Source organism: Arthrobacter sp. NPDC058097 (genome assembly GCF_042884885.1).
Lineage (GTDB): Bacteria > Actinomycetota > Actinomycetes > Actinomycetales > Micrococcaceae > Arthrobacter.
In genome coordinates, this window is sequence record NZ_JBHVSZ010000010.1 from 1 (window position 1) to 20,482 (window position 20,482).

Annotated in this window: 14 protein-coding genes and 1 tRNA gene; 13 read left to right on the forward strand and 2 right to left on the reverse strand. The window is 67.0% G+C overall.

From position 1 onward, the window contains the following. Window positions 1–55 precede the first annotated feature (55 nt). From ACFVTE_RS17105 to ACFVTE_RS17115, 3 genes are all read left to right on the forward strand, one after another. A complete protein-coding gene (locus ACFVTE_RS17105) occupies window positions 56–640 on the forward strand; it encodes a hypothetical protein (protein ID WP_387102357.1) in 585 nt (194 codons plus the stop codon). A gap of 195 nt (window positions 641–835) precedes the next feature. Continuing rightward, entirely contained in the window at window positions 836–1,405 is a 570-nt protein-coding gene (locus ACFVTE_RS17110; protein WP_387102360.1) for a hypothetical protein, read from the forward strand. Beyond that, window positions 1,402–4,329, forward strand: coding sequence for an ATP-binding cassette domain-containing protein (locus ACFVTE_RS17115; RefSeq protein ID WP_387102363.1), 2,928 nt, complete (start codon window positions 1,402–1,404; stop codon window positions 4,327–4,329). Before ACFVTE_RS17110 ends, ACFVTE_RS17115 begins: the two co-directional genes overlap by 4 nt. On the opposite strand, the gene metH is transcribed toward ACFVTE_RS17115, so the two are convergent. Then, window positions 4,319–7,969, reverse strand: a complete 3,651-nt coding sequence (gene metH, locus ACFVTE_RS17120; RefSeq protein ID WP_387102365.1) for a methionine synthase — start codon at window positions 7,967–7,969, stop codon at window positions 4,319–4,321. The two genes, ACFVTE_RS17115 and metH, sit on opposite strands and share 11 nt — an antisense overlap. Window positions 7,970–8,124: 155 nt before the next feature. Between metH and ACFVTE_RS17125 the strand changes: the two genes are divergently transcribed. From ACFVTE_RS17125 to ACFVTE_RS17140, 4 genes are all read left to right on the forward strand, one after another. After that, the gene (locus ACFVTE_RS17125; RefSeq protein ID WP_387102366.1) at window positions 8,125–9,252 is read left to right on the forward strand and encodes a mandelate racemase/muconate lactonizing enzyme family protein; all 1,128 of its coding nucleotides are present in this window, start codon (window positions 8,125–8,127) and stop codon (window positions 9,250–9,252) included. 10 nt (window positions 9,253–9,262) lie between these two features. Next, window positions 9,263–9,955, forward strand: a complete 693-nt coding sequence (locus tag ACFVTE_RS17130; protein ID WP_387102369.1) for a FadR/GntR family transcriptional regulator — start codon at window positions 9,263–9,265, stop codon at window positions 9,953–9,955. A gap of 163 nt (window positions 9,956–10,118) precedes the next feature. Then, complete coding sequence (locus tag ACFVTE_RS17135; RefSeq protein ID WP_387102371.1) at window positions 10,119–11,474, forward strand: MFS transporter; 1,356 nt, start codon at window positions 10,119–10,121, stop codon at window positions 11,472–11,474. A 387-nt stretch (window positions 11,475–11,861) separates the two neighbouring features. Continuing rightward, entirely contained in the window at window positions 11,862–12,095 is a 234-nt protein-coding gene (locus ACFVTE_RS17140; RefSeq protein ID WP_387102372.1) for a hypothetical protein, read from the forward strand. Between the two features lie 107 nt (window positions 12,096–12,202). Here ACFVTE_RS17140 and ACFVTE_RS17145 read toward each other — a convergent pair. Continuing rightward, window positions 12,203–12,285, reverse strand: a tRNA-Leu gene (locus ACFVTE_RS17145). A 390-nt stretch (window positions 12,286–12,675) separates the two neighbouring features. Between ACFVTE_RS17145 and ACFVTE_RS17150 the strand changes: the two genes are divergently transcribed. Genes ACFVTE_RS17150 through ACFVTE_RS17175 form a run of 6 tightly spaced genes read left to right on the forward strand, consistent with a single transcriptional unit; the run spans window position 12,676 to window position 20,479 of the window. Then, on the forward strand, window positions 12,676–13,416 hold the full coding sequence (locus ACFVTE_RS17150) for an FhaA domain-containing protein (protein WP_387102375.1): 741 nt from the start codon (window positions 12,676–12,678) through the stop codon (window positions 13,414–13,416). Then, window positions 13,413–13,895, forward strand: coding sequence for an FHA domain-containing protein (locus tag ACFVTE_RS17155; RefSeq protein ID WP_387102377.1), 483 nt, complete (start codon window positions 13,413–13,415; stop codon window positions 13,893–13,895). The genes ACFVTE_RS17150 and ACFVTE_RS17155 overlap by 4 nt, the downstream gene beginning before the upstream one ends. A gap of 2 nt (window positions 13,896–13,897) precedes the next feature. Beyond that, window positions 13,898–15,739 (forward strand): protein phosphatase 2C domain-containing protein, encoded by a 1,842-nt coding sequence (locus ACFVTE_RS17160; RefSeq protein ID WP_387102380.1) that lies wholly within the window; start codon window positions 13,898–13,900, stop codon window positions 15,737–15,739. Next, complete coding sequence (locus tag ACFVTE_RS17165) at window positions 15,736–17,184, forward strand: FtsW/RodA/SpoVE family cell cycle protein (protein WP_387102383.1); 1,449 nt, start codon at window positions 15,736–15,738, stop codon at window positions 17,182–17,184. The genes ACFVTE_RS17160 and ACFVTE_RS17165 overlap by 4 nt, the downstream gene beginning before the upstream one ends. Continuing rightward, complete coding sequence (locus ACFVTE_RS17170; protein WP_387102385.1) at window positions 17,181–18,635, forward strand: peptidoglycan D,D-transpeptidase FtsI family protein; 1,455 nt, start codon at window positions 17,181–17,183, stop codon at window positions 18,633–18,635. The genes ACFVTE_RS17165 and ACFVTE_RS17170 overlap by 4 nt, the downstream gene beginning before the upstream one ends. Further along, complete coding sequence (locus ACFVTE_RS17175) at window positions 18,632–20,479, forward strand: protein kinase (RefSeq protein WP_387102388.1); 1,848 nt, start codon at window positions 18,632–18,634, stop codon at window positions 20,477–20,479. Before ACFVTE_RS17170 ends, ACFVTE_RS17175 begins: the two co-directional genes overlap by 4 nt. Window positions 20,480–20,482 lie beyond the last annotated feature (3 nt).

The window sequence follows — 20,482 nt, forward strand, 5'->3', positions numbered from 1 at the left end:
CAACATCATCAAGCCCCTCGTTGTCGCCGGCCAGTCCTGAAAGGAGACCTGCACCATGACAGAGACCGCCACACCCTACGTTGCCGGCAAACCCGCCCTGAAGGAATCCGCAGAGACCCTGCGCGCACGGATCCCGGGCTGGGGCGCTGACCTCGACCCGGCCGACCGGCCCTCCTACCCCCGGGAACAACCCGGCATCGAAACCGGCGCACACTGGGACTTCCCCGAACGCCAGCCCGAGAAATGGCCCCGCGAGAGATCCGTCGAGCACGCCATGCTGCCGCCCGTGTTCGGAACCTCCACCCCACCCAAGGGCACCTCCGGTGCCATCCGAAAATACGCCTACAAATACAGCGAGGGCCGGGCCGCGCACTGGCTGCTGCTCATCGCCGCCGACCGCGTGGACGCCTGGGAACACCACCTAAAGTCCTTCGCCACCCTTCATCCCGACAACCCCGTCACCGAAACCGGCCTCAAGAGCGAGTTCTCCGCCCACGGCGTCCGCTCACGCTACGGCCAAAAACGCGCGGACGTGAACCACCAGTGGATCGACCCCATCATCGTCGGCGGCCCATGGGTACTGACAGCCGTAGGAGTCGCAGCGGTACTGAAGGCCCTGCGAAAACACCGCACAGCCTGACAACAACTGCTGTGAGGGGGCGGCGAACCACGGGTGTCACCAGCAACCTGCTGGTGACACCCGCTTGTCATCCTGGGCCAAGGTTCGGGGGCAAGGTTGACCTGCCACGCCTCTGTCGGGTTGGCCAACGGATACCCAACGTCACACAACGCGACGGCATCCGGTTCCGGGCCGGCAACGACCTACCCTTGACTCGTGACTTTGACTAAGATCCGCACCGCCGCCGCGAGCTCCCTCGCCGCCGCCGGTCTCCTGTTTACTCTCGCCGCGTGTTCCGCGCCGGCCACCACCCAGCCCGCTACCTCCGCCCCTGCGTCCGCCGCAACGGCAACCGCAACGGCTTCATCCAGCGCCGCCGCCGAGCCCTGCGCCGGGGTGAAGGTCATCGTCGATTCGGGCGCACTAAAGCAGGCTGCCGCTGACACGTCCGTTTGCGTGCCTGCGGACGCGCCGATGCTCGCATCCAAGGTGCTCGAGGCGGCCAAGGTGAAGACCGAGGGTACCGACCAATACCCCAAGGAACTGGTGTGCCGCGTGAACGGTGTTCCCGCCGCAGACTTCGACATCACCCACAAGGGCGGCACGTACCGGGAAGAATGCAAGAAGATGCCCGCCGCCTTCGCCTACTGGTCGCTCTGGGTTAAGCCCGCCACCGGTGCGTGGGCCTACGCACAGGAGGGCCTCGCCACGCTCAAGGTGAGCCCGGGACAGAGCCTGGAACTGCTCTACACGGTCGACGGCGCACCGGCCGCACCCGCGGCGTGACCTTTCGACCCGCGCCGTTACGCGCAGGGGCGGCTCTCGCCGCCGTCTTCATCGCGGCGCGGGTCGTCTACCGCATCCTCTTTAACGGGGCGGGCACCGGCAGCCCTGTTCTGCTCGACATACCGCCGGTGCCGCTGCCTGCCCCGTACGCCCATGTGGTCCTCCTCGGTCCCGTAACGGCGCCTGGCCTCTGGGAGGCGGTCCTGTCCGCCCTGCCGATTGCCGGGATGATCCTCGCTTTCGGCATCCTCAACGCCTGGGTGGACGTGGCCCGCGGCTTCGTGCACCTGGCCCGCGGCGGCCCCATGCAGGGCATAGCCCGGATGCTTGTGGTGGCCTGGGCGGCGCTCCCGGCCCTCTCCGACGCCGTGAACTCCGTGCGCCTGGCATTCCGGTTGCGCGGCGAACGCCTCGGACCCCGCGCCCTTGTTCCCGTGCTCGAGCGCACCCTTGAGCACGCCAGCCGGGTTGCCGCGGCCCTGGAGCTGCGCGGCTTCGGCAGCCGGGCAGCACACCAGCCCGCCCGCGGCATCGAGGCACCGATTCTTATCCGGGACGCACAATTCCGGATCGCTGCCACGCAGCTCCGCGTCGCCGATTTTTCGCCGCCGAGCGGATCAATCACCGTCATCACCGGGCCCACGGGCTCCGGAAAGTCCACGATCCTGAGGGGCATCGCGGGCCTCCTCTCCCACGTCGACGGCGGAGAAATATCCGGCATCCTGCGGATCGCAGGAGCGGACCGTGCCACCGCTCCGCCGCGCGACACTGCCCGCCTCGTCGGCGTCGTATTGCAGAATCCCCGCGCCGCGTTCGCCACCACCCGGGTCCTGGACGAAATTGCCCTCGCACTTGAGCTGCGCGGCGTGGCATCCGCAACCGCCAAAACCTGGGTGCTGGAGGTCGCGGAACGCGTCGGGGTGTCGGCGCTGCTGGACCGGAACCTCAGCACCCTCTCCGCGGGTGAGGCAACGCTCGTAGCCATCGCCGCCGCCATAGTTGAGCATCCGGCCCTCCTCCTGGTTGACGAGCCCCTCGCCGACCTCGACACCGCAGCACGCGGCCGCGTCATCGCCGTGCTCAACGCCCTAGCCCGCGACGCGGGCGTCTGCGTCATCGTGGCGGAGCACCGGGCGGAGCCGCTGGCACCCGTTGCAGACTCGTGGTGGCACATCGACGACGGCGCCCTGGTGCCGGGTGTTGCTCCCGAGCCTTCGCATCCGGTCGCCCACCGCCCAACGCCGCCACAGCCGGCGGACCCGCCGGTACAGCACGCGCCCGTGCTGACGGCCACAAACCTGGCGGTGCACCGCGACGGCAAGCCGCTCGTCCGCGATGCCTCGCTGTCCCTGCGCCGCGGCGAAGTGGTCGCCCTGGTGGGGCCGAATGGTGCCGGGAAGTCGTCCCTCCTTGTGGCACTCGCCCTCGGTGAAGGCAGGCGCAATGAAGGCACGCCCGGTGAAAACACAGTCGACGGCGGCCGCATAGCCCTCGTCCCGGACGCCTCCGACGACCTCTTCACCAGGGATACCGTCGCTGCCGAGCTCCGAGCGGCAGAGCGGCGCCAGGCGCGCCGAAAGAGCGGCGCACCACCTGTGCCTGGCGACGCTGCTTCACGCCTTGCCCGTTTGCGGGGAGACGTCCGGATTCCCATTGGACACGAGCATCCCCGGGATCTCTCCGCGGGTGAACGCAGGATCCTGGCCATCGCACTGCAGACCACGGACAACCCCCAGGTACTCTTGATCGACGAGCCGACCCGCGGACTCGATCCCGCGGCGCGCACGGCAGTCTCGGCGGCGCTGCGGGCCGCAGCGGACGCTGGCGCAGCGGTCCTGATCGCCACCCACGACCTCGACTTTGCGTACGGCCTCGGCGCCCGGATCCTGCCGATGCGCGACGGCGTCGCCCCCTCTTCTCCTGTAGAAGACGCTCCGCCCGGCGCCGTCACAGCGCAGCTCATCGAAACGCAGCGCACCGCAACTCCACGCCCCGCAGCACCACGGTTCACCGACCGGCCAACGGATCTTCCCGACGCCGGAAAGGCCCGCCGCATCCAGATGCCGCGGGCCGCCGAGCTCACCGTTCTCGCCGCTGCAAACCTCTTGGCCCTCGGTGCATTTTGCTGGCCCTTGCTCGCTGCAGCCCTCCCGGAGGATGCCGCCGCGGCCGTCCCCTACGCGGCGCTGGCCATGGCGCCCCTTGCCGTCGTCGCCATCGTGGTGTCGCTGGACGGCTCGGTCCGCTCCGCACACACGGTGGCATTGCTCGGTGTCCTGGCCGCCATCGGCTCGGCGGTGCGGGTGGCCAGCACCGGCGTCGGGGGCGTGGAGGCAGTCTTTATCCTGCTGATCCTGGCCGGCCGCGCCTTCGGTGCGCGTTTCGGCATGCTCCTCGGCGCCGCCACCATCGCCGTCTCAAGCGCCTTGTGGAGCGGCATCGGCCCCTGGTCACCGTTCCAGATCTTCGCCTGCGCGTGGGTGGGCGCCGGGGCGGGCATGCTCCCCAAACGAGTGCGGGGAAAAGCGGAGCTCTGGATGCTGTGCGGCTACGGCATCGTGGCATCCTACGTGTTCGGCCTGCTGACCAACTTGTGGTTCTGGCCTTTCGCCGTCGGGGCCGGCACCGGCATCTCCTACGTGCCCGGCGCGCCGCTGGCCACCAATCTCAGCAGCTTCCTGCTCTACTCGCTTTTGACCTCGACGGCGGGATGGGACACCCTGCGGGCCGTCACCACGATCATCGGCATCGCTGTGGTGGGGAGGGCCATTCTCGCCGCACTGCGGCGGGTCAAGCCGGTCTCCACCCCGGACGGAAGCCAGCGCGGAGGCCACGGCGGAAGCCCGGGCGGGCAATCCGCCCGGGCCCAATCCACTGCAGCCCAATCCAATCAGGCCGGGGACCAGGGTCGGCTCACACCTTGAAGTACTTCGCCTCCGGGTGGTGGAACACGAACGCGTCGGTGGACTGTTCGGGGTGCAGCATCAGCTCGTCGCTCAGGATCACGCCCATCCGCTCGGGGTGCAGCAGTTCCACCACCTTGCGGCGGTCCTCCATGTCAGGGCATGCGGGGTATCCGAGCGAGAAGCGCGCACCGCGGTAGTCGAGCTTGAACAGGCCGGCCTTGTCCTTCGGCTCCTCGGCCGCGAAGCCCAGCTCCGAGCGGATGCGCGCGTGCCAGAACTCGGCAAACGCCTCGGTGAGCTGCATGACCAGGCCGTTGAGCTCGTAGTAATCACGGTAGTGATCGCCCTTGAACAGCTCCGCGGTCACCTCGTCCACATTCCCGCCGGCGGTGACCAGCTGCACCGGCAGGACGTCCACCTGCCCCGATTCACGCGAGCGCACAAAGTCGGCCAGGCACAGGTGCCGGTCGCGGCGCTGGCGGGGGAAGTCGAAACGCAGCCGCTCGGTGCCTATCGGACCGCCTGAGCCGCCGTCGGGGGCGAGAAGTCCCGCGGTCCCGAGTACGCCATCGGGATCCGTACCGTGGTGCAGCACCACTATCTGCTCGCCCTCGGATACCACCGGGAAATAGCCGTAGGCGACCGACGCGTCGAGCATTTGCTCGGCGAGGATGCGGTCCATCCAGTACCGCAGGCGCGGCCGGCCCTCCCGTTCCACCAGCTCCTCATAGGAGGCGCCGTCCTCGCCGCGGCCGGGCTTGAGCCCCCACTGCCCCATGAACGTGGCGCGCTCATCGAGGAAAGCGGCAAAGTCGTGGAGGGCGACACCGCGGACGATGCGTGTACCCCAGAAGGGCGGCGCAGGCACGGGGTTGTCGGAGGCGACGTCGGAACGCCCGGGCATCGCCTCCGGCTCGGTCAAGGTGACCTTCGCACCCGTCCGGTGGATCCGCTTCTTCAGCGGTGGAAGGCCGACGGCGTCGGGCGCCTCGCCGCGCGCAACACGTACCAGCGGCTCCATTAGCGAAAGGCCCTCGAAGGCGTCCTTCGCGTACCGGACCTCACCGTCAAACTGGCCCGCAAGGTCCTGCTCGACGTAAGCGCGGGTCAGGGCCGCGCCACCGAGGATCACCGGCCACTTCTTCCCCAGGCCACGGGCCTGCAGCTCCTCAAGGTTCTCCTTCATCACCACCGTGGACTTCACGAGGAGCCCGGACATGCCGATGACGTCGGCGTTGTGCTCCTCGGCCGCAGCGATGATGTCGGCGATCGGCTGCTTGATGCCGAGGTTAACCACCTTGTAGCCGTTGTTGGTGAGGATGATGTCCACCAGGTTCTTGCCGATGTCGTGCACGTCGCCGCGGACGGTGGCGATCACCATGGTGCCCTTGCCCGAGGAATCCGACTTCTCCATGTGCGGCTCGAGCAGCGCAACCGCCGTCTTCATCACCTCGGCCGACTGCAGCACGAACGGCAGCTGCATCTCGCCGGCGCCGAAGCGCTCACCCACAACCTTCATGCCCTCGAGCAGCTGGTCGTTGATGATGCCGAGCGCCGTCATGCCCTCACCGAGCGCAAGGTCGAGGTCCTGCTCAAGGCCCTTGCCCTCGCCGTCGATGATGCGCCGCTGCAGGCGTTCGCCGGTGGGCAGCGCCGCAAGCTCCGCCGCGCGCTGGTCGCGCAGCGCTGCGGTATCGACGCCGGCGAACATGTCCAGCATGCTGGCCAGGGGGTCGTACGTGACATTGCCGTCGGCGTCGTATTCGCGGCGGTCCCACACGAGGTCCAGCGCCACCTTGCGCTGCTCCTCAGGCAGTGAAGCGAGCGGCACGATCTTGGCCGCGTCAATGATGCCGCTGGAGAGGCCCGCCTCCACGGCCTCGTGCAGGAACACCGAGTTCAGGACGATCCGCGCCGCGGGGTTCAGGCCAAAGGACACATTCGAGACGCCGAGCGTGGTGTGGATGCCCGGGTATTTTGTGGTGATCTGGCGGATGGCCTCGATGGTTTCGATGCCGTCGCGGCGGGTCTCTTCCTGGCCGGTGGCGATCGGGAAGGTGAGGCAGTCGACGATGATGTCCTCGACGCGCATCCCCCACTCATTCACCAGGGCGTCGACGAGGCGCGAGGCGATCGCCACCTTGCCGTCGGTGGTGCGTGCCTGGCCGTGCTCGTCGATGGTCAGTGCGATCACGGCGGTGCCGTGTTCCTTCACGAGCGGCATGATGCGCGCGAAGCGGCTGTCCGGGCCGTCGCCGTCCTCATAGTTGACGGAGTTGATTACCGGGCGGCCGCCGATGTGTTCGAGCCCGGCCTGCAGCACGGGCGGTTCGGTGGAGTCGATGACCAGCGGGAGCGTGGATGCGGACGCGAAACGTGAGACGACCTCCTTGATGTCGGCCACGCCGTCGCGCCCCACATAATCAATGCACACATCGAGCAGGTGCGCGCCGACGCGGATCTGCTCGCGGGCAATATCGACGCAATCATCCCAACGCTCTTCGAGCATCGCCTGGCGGAAGGCCTTCGAACCGTTGGCGTTGGTGCGCTCACCGATGGCGAGGTAGGAGGACTCCTGGTCGAAATTCACATGCTGGTACAGGGAAGCGATGCCCGCTTCCCGTTCGGTGGGAACGCGGCCGCCGTCGGCACCCCTCCCGCCGCCGGTGACGGCGGCGGTGCTGCGAAAAGGCGCAAGGCGCTCGACGACGGCGGCCATGTGTTCCGGCGTCGTACCGCAACATCCGCCCACCAGGCCCAGGCCGAACTCGCGCACGAACTGCTCGTGCGAGGTGGCGAGTTCGACAGGCGACAGCGGATAGTGTGCGCCGTCCGCGGTGAGGACCGGCAGGCCTGCATTGGGCATGCAGGCGATCGCCACGGAGGACTGCTTGGACAGGTGGCGCAGGTGCTCGCTCATCTCATCCGGCCCGGTGGCGCAGTTCAGCCCGATGGCATCGACGCCGAGCGGTTCCAGCGCGGTGAGCGCCGCTCCGATCTCGGATCCCATCAGCATGGTTCCGGTGGTTTCGACAGTCACCTCAACGAAGATCGGGAGACGGACGCCGCGCGCCACGATCGCCTGCTTGCAGCCGTTGACCGCGGCCTTGGTCTGCAGGAGGTCCTGGCTCGTCTCGATGAGGAAGGCATCCGCTCCCCCGTCGATGAGGCCTTCGGCCTGGAGCGCGAACGTCCGCTTGAGGTAGTCGTAGCTGGTGTGCCCCAGGCTGGGGAGCTTGGTGCCCGGCCCCATCGAGCCCAGGACCCACCGCATCCGTCCGTCCGCGGCTTCCGCAGCCTCGGCACGCTCGCGCGCGATCGCCGCACCCTTCCGGGCGAGTTCTTCGATCCGGTCGTCGATGCCGTAGTCGGAGAGGTTGGACCAGTTCGCGCCGAAGGTATTGGTTTCGACCGCATCGATCCCCACCGCGAAGTACGCGTCATGGATGTCCGCGATGACGTCCGGACGCGTGTCGTTGAGGATCTCGTTGCAGCCTTCCAACCCCTGGAAATCAGTCTCCAGCGACAGTTCCCGGTCCTGCAGCATGGTGCCCATGGCCCCGTCGGCAATGACCACCCGGTGGTTCACGGCATCCAGCAGCGACTGGGAGCGACCGGGGCGTGGGACGGAGTCAATATCAAGCGCAAAACGAGGCATGTAAACAGACTACGGGCGGGGGCAATAACAGTGCGCGGTATTTCCAAAGTGCTACGGCCGCCGCGCTGCAGCTTCCCGGCAGCTTGTATTACAAGTAGCCAACTTGTATCCTATGTTGAACGGGCGATGTTGCCCCTACTTCCAAGGAGAACCCAATGAGCACCGTCGATCTCATCCGGCACGTCAAACTTTCCACCGCCCGCCTTCCGCTGGCTGTCCCGATCAGCGACGCGAAGGTTTTCACCGGCCGGCAGAAGCCCATGACCGAGGTGGTTTTCCTCTTCGCCGAGATCACCACGGAACAGGGCCACACCGGCCTCGGCTTCAGCTACTCCAAGCGGGCCGGCGGTCCTGCGCAGTACGCCCACGCGAAGGAAGTCGCCGAAGGCATCATCGGCGAGGACCCCAACGACATCGGCAAGCTCTACACCAAGCTGCTCTGGGCCGGCGCGTCAGTGGGCCGCTCGGGCGTCGCCACCCAGGCCCTCGCCGCAATCGACATCGCCCTGTACGACCTCAAGGCCAAGCGCGCCGGCCTGCCCCTGGCCAAGCTCCTGGGTTCCTACCGCGACTCCGTCCAGACCTACAACACCTCCGGCGGCTTCCTCAACGCCACCCTCGACGAGGTGAAGGCCCGCGCCACGCAGTCCGTCGAGGAAGGCATCGGCGGCATCAAGATCAAAGTGGGCCTCCCGGACACCAAGGAGGACCTGCGCCGGGTGGCCGGCATCCGCGAACACATCGGCTGGGACGTCCCCCTCATGGTTGACGCCAACCAGCAGTGGGACCGCGCCACGGCACTGCGGATGGGCCGCCAGCTCGAAGAGTTCAACCTGATCTGGATCGAAGAGCCGCTGGACGCCTACGACTTCGAGGGCCACGCGCACCTCGCCCACGTCCTGGACACCCCCATCGCCACCGGCGAAATGCTCGCCTCCGTGGCCGAGCACAAGGGCCTCATCGCGGCCAACGGCTGCGACATCATCCAGCCCGACGCCCCGCGCGTCGGCGGCATCACCCAGTTCCTCCGCCTCGCCGCCCTCGCAGACGAACGCGGCCTGGGCCTGGCCCCGCACTTCGCGATGGAAATTCACCTGCACCTCGCCGCCGCCTACCCGCGCGAGCCGTGGGTGGAGCACTTCGACTGGCTGGACCCGCTGTTCAACGAACGCCTCGAAACCAAGGACGGCCGCATGATCGTTCCGGACCGCCCGGGACTCGGCGTCAGCCTCAGCGACCAGGCCCGCGCGTGGACCACCGAGACCGCGGAATTCGGCGCGTAACCTTGAACCCATGAGCCGGAACCTCACCGCGGACCTCGCCGCCGACCTTCGCACCCGCATTGTGGACGGCGTTATCCAGCCCGGCGAGAAGCTTCCGAGCGAAAACACCCTCATCGGCGAGTTCGGCGTCAGCCGGACGGTCGTCCGGTCCGCACTCACGCGGCTCCAGGCAGAGGGTTTGGTGGAAACCGAACGTGGGCGGGGCAGCTTTGCGCTGACCCCGCCCACGGCTGGTCCGGCGTCGGGTCAGCCCAGGGCTGTGGTCACCGCCGAAGACCGGCTCCATCTGCTGGAATTCCGGATCGGCGTCGAAACCGAAGCGGCGGCACTGGCCGCCGGAAACCGGACCGAGCGGCAGCTGACCGCCCTGCGGCAGGCGCTGGCGGACTTCACTGACAGCGTCGAGCACCCGGCCCACGCGATGAAGGCGGACTTCGAATTCCACAAAGCCGTCGCGGCCGCCTCGGGAAACCCCTTCTATACGGACTGCCTCGCCTCCCTCGGCCAGACCATGATCGCCATGCCGCGCACCCGGCTGATGACCGGCGTCGAGCATTACGCGCGGGACCACTTCGAACAAGTGGTGCACGAACACGGGTCCATCTTCGCCGCCATCGCAGACAGCGACGGCGCCGCGGCGTCCGCGGCGATGCGCAACCACCTGGCCAACTCGCGGCGCAGGCTCCGGGCCGGGCGGGATTAGGGGCGCCAGTAGTGCCCCATGGGTATCACGCCATGCAACATGTGTGTTGGACGGGCATGAAAGCTACTGCTTACAGTTAAAAGGTGCTGTGGTGAGGACCACAACGGCCTGCCCCGTCGTCCCCACAGCGTGATCTTGCTGCTCTATCAAAGAGGATTCCCCCATGCAGTCTGTAGACACCGCTGTCACGGATCTGGCTTCGGCCATGAAGAAGTTTTTCCGGCGAGTGCTGCCCGTCATGCTGGTCATGCTGGTGTGCAACCAGCTGAACCGGTCCAACATCGGCTACGCCCAGGACCATCTTCAGGCTGACGTCGGCATCGGTGCCGCGGCCTACGGCTTCGGTGCCGGGCTGTTCTTCATCGCCTACGCCATTTTCGAGCTTCCCAGCAACGTGATGATGGAAAAGTACGGTGCCAAGATCTGGCTGACCCGGATCATGGTCAGCTGGGGCATCGTGTCCTTCCTCATGGCCTTCGTCCAGAACGAGATGATGTTCTACGTGCTGCGGTTCCTGCTGGGTGCGGCGGAAGCCGGTTTCTTCCCTGCTGTGATCTTCTACTTCGCCCGCTGGGTGCCCGCCGGCCAGCGCGGCAAGGCGACGGCCGTCTTCATCGCCGGGTCCTCGGTGGCCGCTGCCCTGTCCGGCCCCATCGCCGGCCTGCTCCTGAGCCTGCATGACGTCCTGGGTCTGCGCGGCTGGCAGTGGCTGTTCGGCTTCGAAGGCGTGCTGTCCGTCGTCGTCGGCATCATCGTGTTCTTCTTCCTTGATGCAAAAATCCAGGACGCCAAGTGGCTCACAGCCGGCGAGAAGTCTGCCCTCACCGCGACAATCGACCAGGAGGACGCCCAGCACACCAAGTCCGACGCCGGCAAGGTCAACCGCTGGAAGATGCTCCTGAACCCGCAGATCCTCCTGTTGTGCGGCATCTACTTCTCGGTGCAGCTCTCCATCTACGCGAACACGTTCTGGCTGCCCACCATCGTCAAGCAGATCCCGGGCACCACGGACCTGAGCGTCGGTTTCCTCTCCTCCATCCCCTGGGTGTGCGCCGTCTTCGCCATGTACTTCGCCGCCAGGTGGCAGGACAAGGCAAAGTCCAAGCGCCCGCTGCTGGTTGCCGCACTCCTCGTGGCCGCCGTCGGCACCCTCGCGGCAGCCGTCGCTACCCCGGTCCTTGCCCTGGTGTTCCTCGCCATCGCAGCAATGGGCTTCAAGAGCGCGTCGCCGCTGTTCTGGACCATCCCGCAGTCGGCCCTGCACCCGCTGGTCCTCGCCCCCGCCATCGCCGTCATCAACTCGCTGGGCAACCTCGGCGGCTTCGTGGCCCCCTTCGGATTCGGCATCATCAAGGAGCAGACCGGAAGCGTGGTGCCCGGCCTGTTCGCCCTCGCCGCGGCGTCAACGGTGGCAGCCATCCTGGTGTACTTCCTCAAGGAGCGGAAACCGGCCGGCGATGTCACCGGGAAGGCATCGGCGCCAGGCGCCACCCGGATGGAGCCGTCAACGGCGAAGTAGGCCATCCACAGCCTTCGGGGCGGGTGCCGGAATTCCGGCACCCGCCCCGCGGCGTTTTTCCCGCATGCGGTGTGATTGGGCCGCCGGCGCTCTGGCGTTGAAAGGACAGGCGTCGTACGCTCGGAGCAATCGCACGCGGCCGGGCCATGACACCGGTTCAAGCTCCTCGCGGGCTGCGGCGGACCCGCACCTTCAAGCACGGCAGAGCCGTCCAACACGTCCGCTTCGAGCGGCGCAGCACCTTCCGGCGCTTCACCAGAAACAAGTACGACGGCGGAGCCATCCTCCGCGTCCGCCGCACCGACGTCTTCCGCGAAGTCCTACACCAACGAGGACCTCACGGCGATCGTCGCAGGACTTAAGGACGCTCAGGGACGGGCCCTGACCGTGGTTCCCGCGGCCCAGGTGGACCAGGGGCTTATCGTCGCCCGGGAACTGCTCAAGAACGCCGTCATCACGCCGAAGGCCTGCGAGGTACTGGCAGACCCCGTACTCACCGTGACGGGTGTTAAAGGCACACTGGCGGCCACAGTCGTCAAAACCGGAGCGGCGGGAACCGTGGCAGCGAGTGCGGCGCCGGAACTCGCCAAGCTGGTCAACGCAGCACTGGCCGCAAACTAGCAGGGGTAGCGGGCTGTCGGGGTTAGAGGGCATCGACTGAAACAACTAGCCGGCTGAAACAAAGAAAGGACCCCGGGAAATCATCGATTTCCCGGGGTCCTGATGCGTGCGCGAGGGGGGATTTGAACCCCCACGCCCTTTCGGACACTGGCACCTGAAGCCAGCGCGTCTGCCGTTCCGCCACTCGCGCGCAACTTCTTCCACTCGGCCCAACCGGAGTCCGGTTTGTACCTCGTAAAAGCAGCGAGATCAAGCATAACGGACATTCCCCGCAAATTCCTAATCGGGGCATCGGAGCCACTTTACGGCCGGGTTATCCCCGGCAGGGCAGGGGCCAGGAGACCCCCGACGCCGCGGCCGAGGCGGTATCCGCGGCTGTGATCGCGCCCACATTCGCTGGGGAAACGTGAACGAATCGGGTTCCCGGCGCGTTGTGGATTAAGGTCTTTCGCAGACGTGGCAAGTAGTATCGATTACATAGGGGCCCGCTTCAGCGGGCACGGTGTTTTGTTGTGACTGCGTTGCCAGAATGAGTTCCACGGGACGTGCTGTCCCTCAGCAGCAAGGAAAGGAGAAGACCATGGGTTTGCTGGACAAGGTCGAGCGCGGCATTGAAAAGGCCGTCCGCGGCGTCTTCTCCACCGGCTCCAAAGCCCAGGTTGAGCCCGTGGAAATCGCGAGCCGCCTCCGCCGCGAAGTGGACCACAAGGCCATCACCATCGCCGCCGGCCGCACCTTGGTGCCCAACGTTTTCGATGTCCTCCTGAGCGACGAGGATTTCCAGCGCGCCCAGGAATGGGGAACGCCGCTGGCCGAGGAACTCTGCGACGTCGTCATCAACCACGTCCGCAGCCAGGGCTACATCCTCCAGGGTCCGGTCCGCATCTCGTTTAGGCGGGACGAATCCCACCGGCCCGGCGACTTCGAGATCACCTCAAAGACCGAGAAGTCCTCCGGTTCCGCCCCGGACGCCCCGCGGGCCAACGTCCCGGCAGCGCCAAGCCGCCAGCCGGTCCGGCTGCAGCCTGTCCTGGACATTGACGGCCAGAGGTATTCACTCAATGCGCCCTCAGTCGTCCTGGGCCGTTCATCAGAGGCTGACATCCTGGTGGACGACACCGGAGTCTCCCGCCGGCATCTGGAAATCCAGACCCACGGCGGAACCACCACCGCCGTCGACCTTGGCTCCACCAACGGCAGCTACGTCAACGGACATAAAGTGGCCGGCAGCATGGAGCTCACCGACGGCTCCACCATCACGATGGGACGGACCAAAATCATCTTCCGCCTCCTGCCCGCCAACAATGGCGGCCGCCCATGAGCGAACTGACCATCACGGCCCTGCGCTTCGGGTTCCTGCTTCTTCTCTGGGTCCTCATCTTCAGCATCGTCTCCGCCATGCGGCGGGACCTCATGATCGGCCGCAAGGCCGCCACCGGGGCCCCCACAGCACGGCAGGTGCGCAAGAATCCCGAACTCGCCGAACCGGCTCCGGCGCCGGTCAAGCAGCAGGCCCGCCAGTTGTTGGTCACCGAAGGCCCGCTCAAGGGCCGTACGGTCCCGTTGGCGGCCAGCCCCATCCTGCTGGGCCGGGCACAGGAGGCCACGCTGGTCCTCGAGGATGACTACGCCTCCGGCAGGCACGCCCGGCTCTTTCCCCAGGGAAGCCGCTGGTTCATCGAGGACCTCGGCTCCACCAACGGCACCTATCTGGCCGACCAGCAGCTCACCAGGGCCCTGCCCGTGGACCTTGGTGTACCCGTGAGAATCGGCAAGACGGTCATTGAATTGAGGCCGTAGCCATGGCCGCTCCGGACATGCCCGCAGACGAGGTTCCAGCCTCGCCTCGGCCCCTCATCCTGCGCTATGCGGCGCGCTCTGACGTCGGCCGCATCCGCGCGAAAAACGACGACTCCGCCTACGTGGGCCGGCACCTGGCCGTGGTGGCGGACGGCATGGGCGGCCACGCCGGCGGCGATGTTGCTTCCGCCGCCACTGTCCTGGACATGATCCACCTGGACACCGACGACTACGACGACGACGATGCCGGCACCGTGCTGGCCGACGAGATCCAGACCGCCAACTCGCTGCTCTCGGAACTCGTCCACATCAATCCCAAGCTGGCGGGCATGGGCACCACCGTTACTGCCCTGCTGCTCGCCGAGGGCAAGCTGCACTTTGCCCATATCGGCGATTCCCGCGCCTACCGCCTGCGCGACGGGGAGTTCGAGCAGATCAGCGTGGACCACACGTTCGTCCAGCGCCTCATCGACGAGGGCCGGCTGCGCCCCGAAGAAGCGGAAACGCATCCGCACAAGAACGTCCTGATGCGCGTCCTCGGTGACGTCGATGCCAGCCCCGAGCTGGATCTCGCCACGATCGATGTGCAGCCCGGAGAGCGCTGGCTGCTCTGCTCCGACGGGCTCAACTACGTGGCCGGCCACGTCGTGGAACGCACCGTGCGGGAAACCCCGGACCTCCGCGAATGCGTCGAGACGCTCGTCGACCTCACCCTGGAGGCGGGTGCGCCGGACAACGTCACCGTTGTCATGGTGGAAATCGTGGAGGAAACGCCCGACGACGTCAGTACCGCGGCCGTCGACATCGTGCCGGACGCCGGGCAACCGGAAGCGATCACCGGGACAAAGCCTGCGGCCCCCGATGTAGCTGCCGCCGCTCCTCCTGCCGAGGCCGCCGCGGCGCCGGGTGCCGTACCAGCCGAGGCGAAGCCGGACTCCGCACCTCCTGCCACCCCGGCTCCCGCCGTGCCCGCGTCCGCCAACGCAGGCGAGGGTAGCGCATCCGAGGGTAGCGCCGCGGAGGGTGCGGAGAAGAGTTCCAACGAGCCGGCCACCAGCACGGACCCTCACCTGGGCGAGCACCTTTCCGCCGAGGTGCTGCGCGAGGAGCTTTCCTCCCGGCCGCACATCCTCGTCGGCGCCGCGGTCGCTGCTGCCGAAACCGGTTCCATCCCCACCATCGCCGGCCGCACCGTCGCACGCCGCGCAGCCACGGTCCTGACCCACAAGTCGGACCAGGCCCGCGAGGAGGCCGACGAATTCGCGCCGGCCAGGCGTCCCCGCCGCTGGCTCACCCTGGGAATCGCCGGCGCCGCGCTCCTGGTTCTCGCCGTCGGCCTCTGGCTTGGTTACGCCTGGACCCAGACGCGCTACTACATCGGCGAGTTCGATCAGCGGGTGGCCATCTTCAACGGAGTATCCCAGCGCCTTGGGCCCATACAGCTTTCCACCCTGGAAGCGGTCACGGACATCAAGATGGACTCCCTGCCACAGTTCTCGCAGCAGCGGGTCCGCCAGACGGTCCCCGCGCGGGATCTCTACGATGCCCAGCGGATCGTCAAGAACCTCGAGCGCACGGGAAGCACAGCGCCGTCGGATGAGTGCCTGACTCCGTCGCCCACCGCAACTCCTTCGGCCACGCCGAAGGCCACCGCTACCGGTAAGGCCACGGCCACCGGCAAGGCCACGGCTACCGCGACGGCCAAAGCCTCCGCCACCCCGAAGCCAACGGCCACGGCGTCACCGAACGCGACCTCAACCGCCAAGCCGACGGCCTCGCAGACGGCAACAGCCGGAGCCTCGGCCGCACCCACCCCAACCGCAACCTGTGAGGGGGGCCAATGAGCCACGCCGACACCATGCCCAAACCCCGGCGCAACGTGGAACTGCTGTTGCTCGTACTCGCCCTGTCGGTCAGCATCGGTGCCAACGCACTGATCAGCATCGATGAGCAGACGTCACTGGACACCGACTTCTGGTTCCAGTCCAGCCTGCTGGCCGCCGCATCCCTCGTGTTCCACGTGGTTCTCCGGCTCCGTGCCAAATATGCCGATCCAGTAATACTTCCGCTGGTGGTGGCCCTCAACGGCCTTGGCCTCGCGATGATCCACCGCCTCGACGCGCCGGGCGACGACACCGGCAACAATCAGCTGCGCTGGACAGTGATCGCCATGGCCGTTGCCATCGCCGTGATCTGGTTCCTCAAGGACCACCGCGTGCTGCGCCGCTTCACGTACATTTCCCTGGCCGTCAGTGCCCTGCTCCTGATCCTTCCGCTGGTTCCCGGTATCTCCGCCGGCGAAATCCTGGGCGCCCGGGTGTGGATCCGCCTCGGTCCCATGACGTTCCAGCCCGGTGAGGTCGCCAAGATCACCCTCGCCATATTCTTTGCCGGGTATCTTTCCTCGAACCGGGACCTCATCATGCTGGCCGGCCGCAAGATCGGGCCGATGCAGTTCCCGCGCTTCAAGGACATGGGCCCGATGATCACCGCCTGGCTGGTCAGCATCGGCGTGCTGATCTTCCAGCGCGACCTCGGATCGTCCGTGCTGTTCTTCGGCCTGTTCATCGTGATGATCTACGTGGCCACCAGCCGCATCAGCTGGGTGGTCATCGGCCTGACCCTGATCCTCGGCGGCGGTTTCGTGGCGTCCAAGGTCTTCTCACACGTAGCCCTCCGCATCGACAGCTGGCTCAATGCCTTCACCGAGGAAGTCTTCGGGCGTTCCCCCGGCGGCAGCGGCCAGATCGTGGAAGGCCTGTTCGGCATGGCCAGCGGCGGGCTCGTGGGCACCGGCCTGGGACAGGGCCGGCCCAACCTGGTCCCGTTCGCCAACAGCGACATGATCATCGCCTCCTTCGGTGAGGAACTGGGCCTGATCGGCCTGTTCGCCATCGTGATGATGTACCTGTTGCTCTTCACCCGCGGTTTCCGCGCGGCCCTCGGCACCCGCGACGCCTTCGGCAAGCTGCTCGCCTGCGGCCTGTCCTTCGCCGTGGCGCTGCAGTGCTTCGTGGTGATCGGCGGCGTCACGCGACTGATCCCGCTAACCGGCCTCACCACGCCGTTTCTGGCCGCGGGTGGCTCCTCGCTGCTGGCCAACTGGATCATCGTGGGCCTGCTGCTGATGATCTCACACACGGCCCGCGGCCCGGTGGACACCTCACCGATGCAACCCGGCAGGACACCGGAGGCCCAAAAGCCGGTGACCGCCGCAGGAAGCCGGCAGGACCGTAACGCCACCCAGACTCTCCCGGACGCTCCCACCGAGGCGGTGAAACACCTGTGAACCAGGCCATTCGACATTCATGGATCGCCGCGATCGCCATGTTCGCCCTGATTTTCGGTGCGATCAGCTACGTCCAGGTGGTGGGCGCGGACGAGCTCAAGGCCAACCCGTGGAACCGGCGGGCCATCCTGCAGAACTACTGCAATGACCGCGGCGCGATCCTCGTGGGCGGCTCTGCCATCGCCGAATCCGTGCCGGGCAATGAGTCCTGCAAGTTCCAGCGCAAGTACAACCAGCCCGAGCTGTACGCCGGGCTGACCGGCTACTTCTCCCGGAGCTACGGGGTCACCGGCCTCGAAGCCGCCATGGATGCCCAGCTTGCCGGAAGCTCAGACCAGCTCTTCTTCGACCGGATCGGGCAGCTCTTCCTTGGCAACCAGCCCAAGGGCGCGTCCGTCGAGCTTACTATTGACCCCAAGATCCAGAAGCTGGCGTACGACCTCATCCCGGACGGCCAGCGGGGCTCGATCGTGGTGACCGATCCCAAGACGGGCAACATCCTGGCCATGGTCAGCAAGCCGTCCTACGATCCGAACCTAATCGCCACCCAGGACGTCGCCAAGGAACAGGCTGCCTACAACGAGGCCATCAAGGTCCCGGGCATCAACCTGAACCCCTCGGTCAGCGGCCCCACGGGTGCCCTGCTGGCGCCAGGCTCGGTTTTCAAGCTGGTGGACACGGCAGCAGCCCTGAACTCCGGCAAGTACAACGCGGACAGCGTGCTGCCCAACCCGGCGCGGATGAGCTTCCCGGGCATCCAGTACCAGCTGCCCAACTACGCCGGCGGCAACTGCTACACCCGGAACACGGCCAGCTTCGCGTTCGCGCTGCAGCAGTCCTGCAACACGCCCTTCGCCAGCATTGCCCTCGACCTCGGCGAAAACGCGATAGCCCAGCAGGCCAGCAAGTTCGGCTTCGGCCAGGGGCTGGGCGACCACCTCAAGCTGGACTACGCCAAGAGCGTTTTCCCCTCGGGTCTCGACGAAGCCGGACTGGCGCAGTCCGCCATCGGCCAGCGCGACGTCCGGGCGACGCCGCTCCAGATCGCGCTGATGACCTCTGCCATTGCCAACAGCGGAGTGCAGATGGAACCGAACCTCATCAAGGCAGTCCGGTCCCCGGATCTCAGGGTCATTGACGAACCGAAGCCGGTGGCTTTGCGGACCTCGACGACGCCGGAGATCGCCGGGCAGATCACCGAATGGATGACCAGCGTGGTCAGCGAGGGCATCGCCTCGGGTGCCGGCGTTCCCGGTGTCCAGGTGGCCGGCAAGACCGGCACCGCCGAGCTTGGAAATGGCCTGAACAACTCTTGGTTTACCGGGTTCGCCCCCGCTAACGATCCACAAGTGTCCGTCACCGTGGTCATGCAGGGCGTGGACATCACCACCGGAGCACAGCTAACCAGTCCGAACGCAAAGAAGATTTTTGAGGCGGTGTTGAATAAGTGAGGCCTACATCGGGAATCACCCTCGGCGGCAGATTCCAGTTGACCACGCGTATTGCGATCGGCGGCATGGGTGAAGTCTGGAAGGCCAAGGACCAGATCCTGGGCCGGATCGTGGCCATCAAGGTACTCAAAGAGGAGTACACGGGTGACCCCGGCTTCCTCCAGCGGTTCCGCGCCGAAGCCCGCCACACCGCCCTGCTCAACCACGTGGGCATCGCCAACGTCTTCGACTACGGCGAGGAGGAAGGCTCCGCCTACCTGGTGATGGAGCTGGTCCCCGGCCAGCCGCTGAGCAGCATCATCGAACACGAGCAGGTCCTCTCGCCGGACCGCACGCTGTCCATCATGGCGCAGACGGCGCGGGCCCTGTCCGTGGCCCACGCCCAGGGCCTGGTGCATCGTGACGTCAAGCCCGGAAACCTCCTGATCACCCCTGACGGGCGGGTCAAGGTCACCGACTTCGGCATCGCGCGCCTGGCAGACCAGGTGCCGCTGACCCAGACCGGCCAGGTCATGGGCACCGCCCAGTACCTCGCCCCCGAACAGGCCACCGGCCAGACGGCCACCGGCGCCTCGGACATCTACTCGCTCGGCGTGATCGGCTACGAATGCCTGACCGGGCACCGGCCATTCTCCGGCGAATCCCAGATCGCCATCGCGCTGGCGCAGGTCAACGACGCGCCGCCGCCGCTGCCGGAGTCGCTGCCCAAGCCGGTCCGTGCGCTCCTGATGTCCATGCTGGCCAAGGATCCAAAGAACCGTCCGGCAAACGCCATCAAGCTGGCCGAGGCGGCAGAGGCCATCCGCAACGGGGACATCTCCGGAGCCCACGCGGCCGTTCCCGGCATGCTCCTGTACGAAGGCGGCACGGGCGCCATGACGGCCCCGGTGAATATCGCCACCGCGCCTACCGGCGTGATCGGTTCGGAGAAGAGCTCGACGACGGCCACCTCGGCGCTGCCCGTGCTTGGCGCAGCGGCCGCGGGTGCTGCCGCCGGCGGGGCGGCGGCTGCGGCAGCCGGCAACCCGGATGCTGCCCCCACGCGGGCGGGGAGCACGCTGTCGCGTGCCGATGCCCTGGCCGCCGAACGAACCTGGGACCAGGAACCGGAACAGTACGACGACGAACCAGAGGATGAGCCCGAGCGGCGGAAGCGCAGCCCTTGGACCTGGCCCCTCATCGCCCTCATCCTGCTGGTGCTGTTCGCCGTCGCCGGTATCCTGCTCAGCCAGGCGGGTTTCCTGTTCCCGGGCCAGGGCCCGGCCGCCACCGCGTCGAGCACACCCAGCCGCAGCATAAGTACGAGTGCAACGCCCACCCCTACGCAGACCTCGGCAACCCCGACGCCGACCCCCACGCCGACGCCGACGCAGTCCACTCCCGAGGCCATCAACGTGATCCCGGAGGCGTACCTCGGCAAGCAGTTCAGCGAGGTACGCACCGAGCTGATCGCGCTGGGCCTCAAGGTGGACGGCAAGGAAGTGTCCAACCCTGCCACCCCGGGGACGGTCACGGACCTCAACCCGTCAGGCCCGCTGCAGGCCGGTGACACCGTTACGGTCACCTATTCCAAGGGCCCGGAACAGATTAAGGTCCCGGACATCAGCCCGGGAAGTACCGAAACCGAGGTCCAGTCAGCCATTGAGAAGGCCGGGCTGCGCTGGCAAAAGGGCGCAGACGAACCCGGCGACCCCGGCCAGGACCCCGGAACGCTGGTCCGGACCGAGCCCGACAGCGGCCAGAAGGTCGACGCCGGGTCGGTCGTCACGTACCACCTGGCCCAAGCCCTGATTCCCACACCCACGACCACGCCAACCCCAAGCGGCTCGCCGACTGGAAGATAAGCC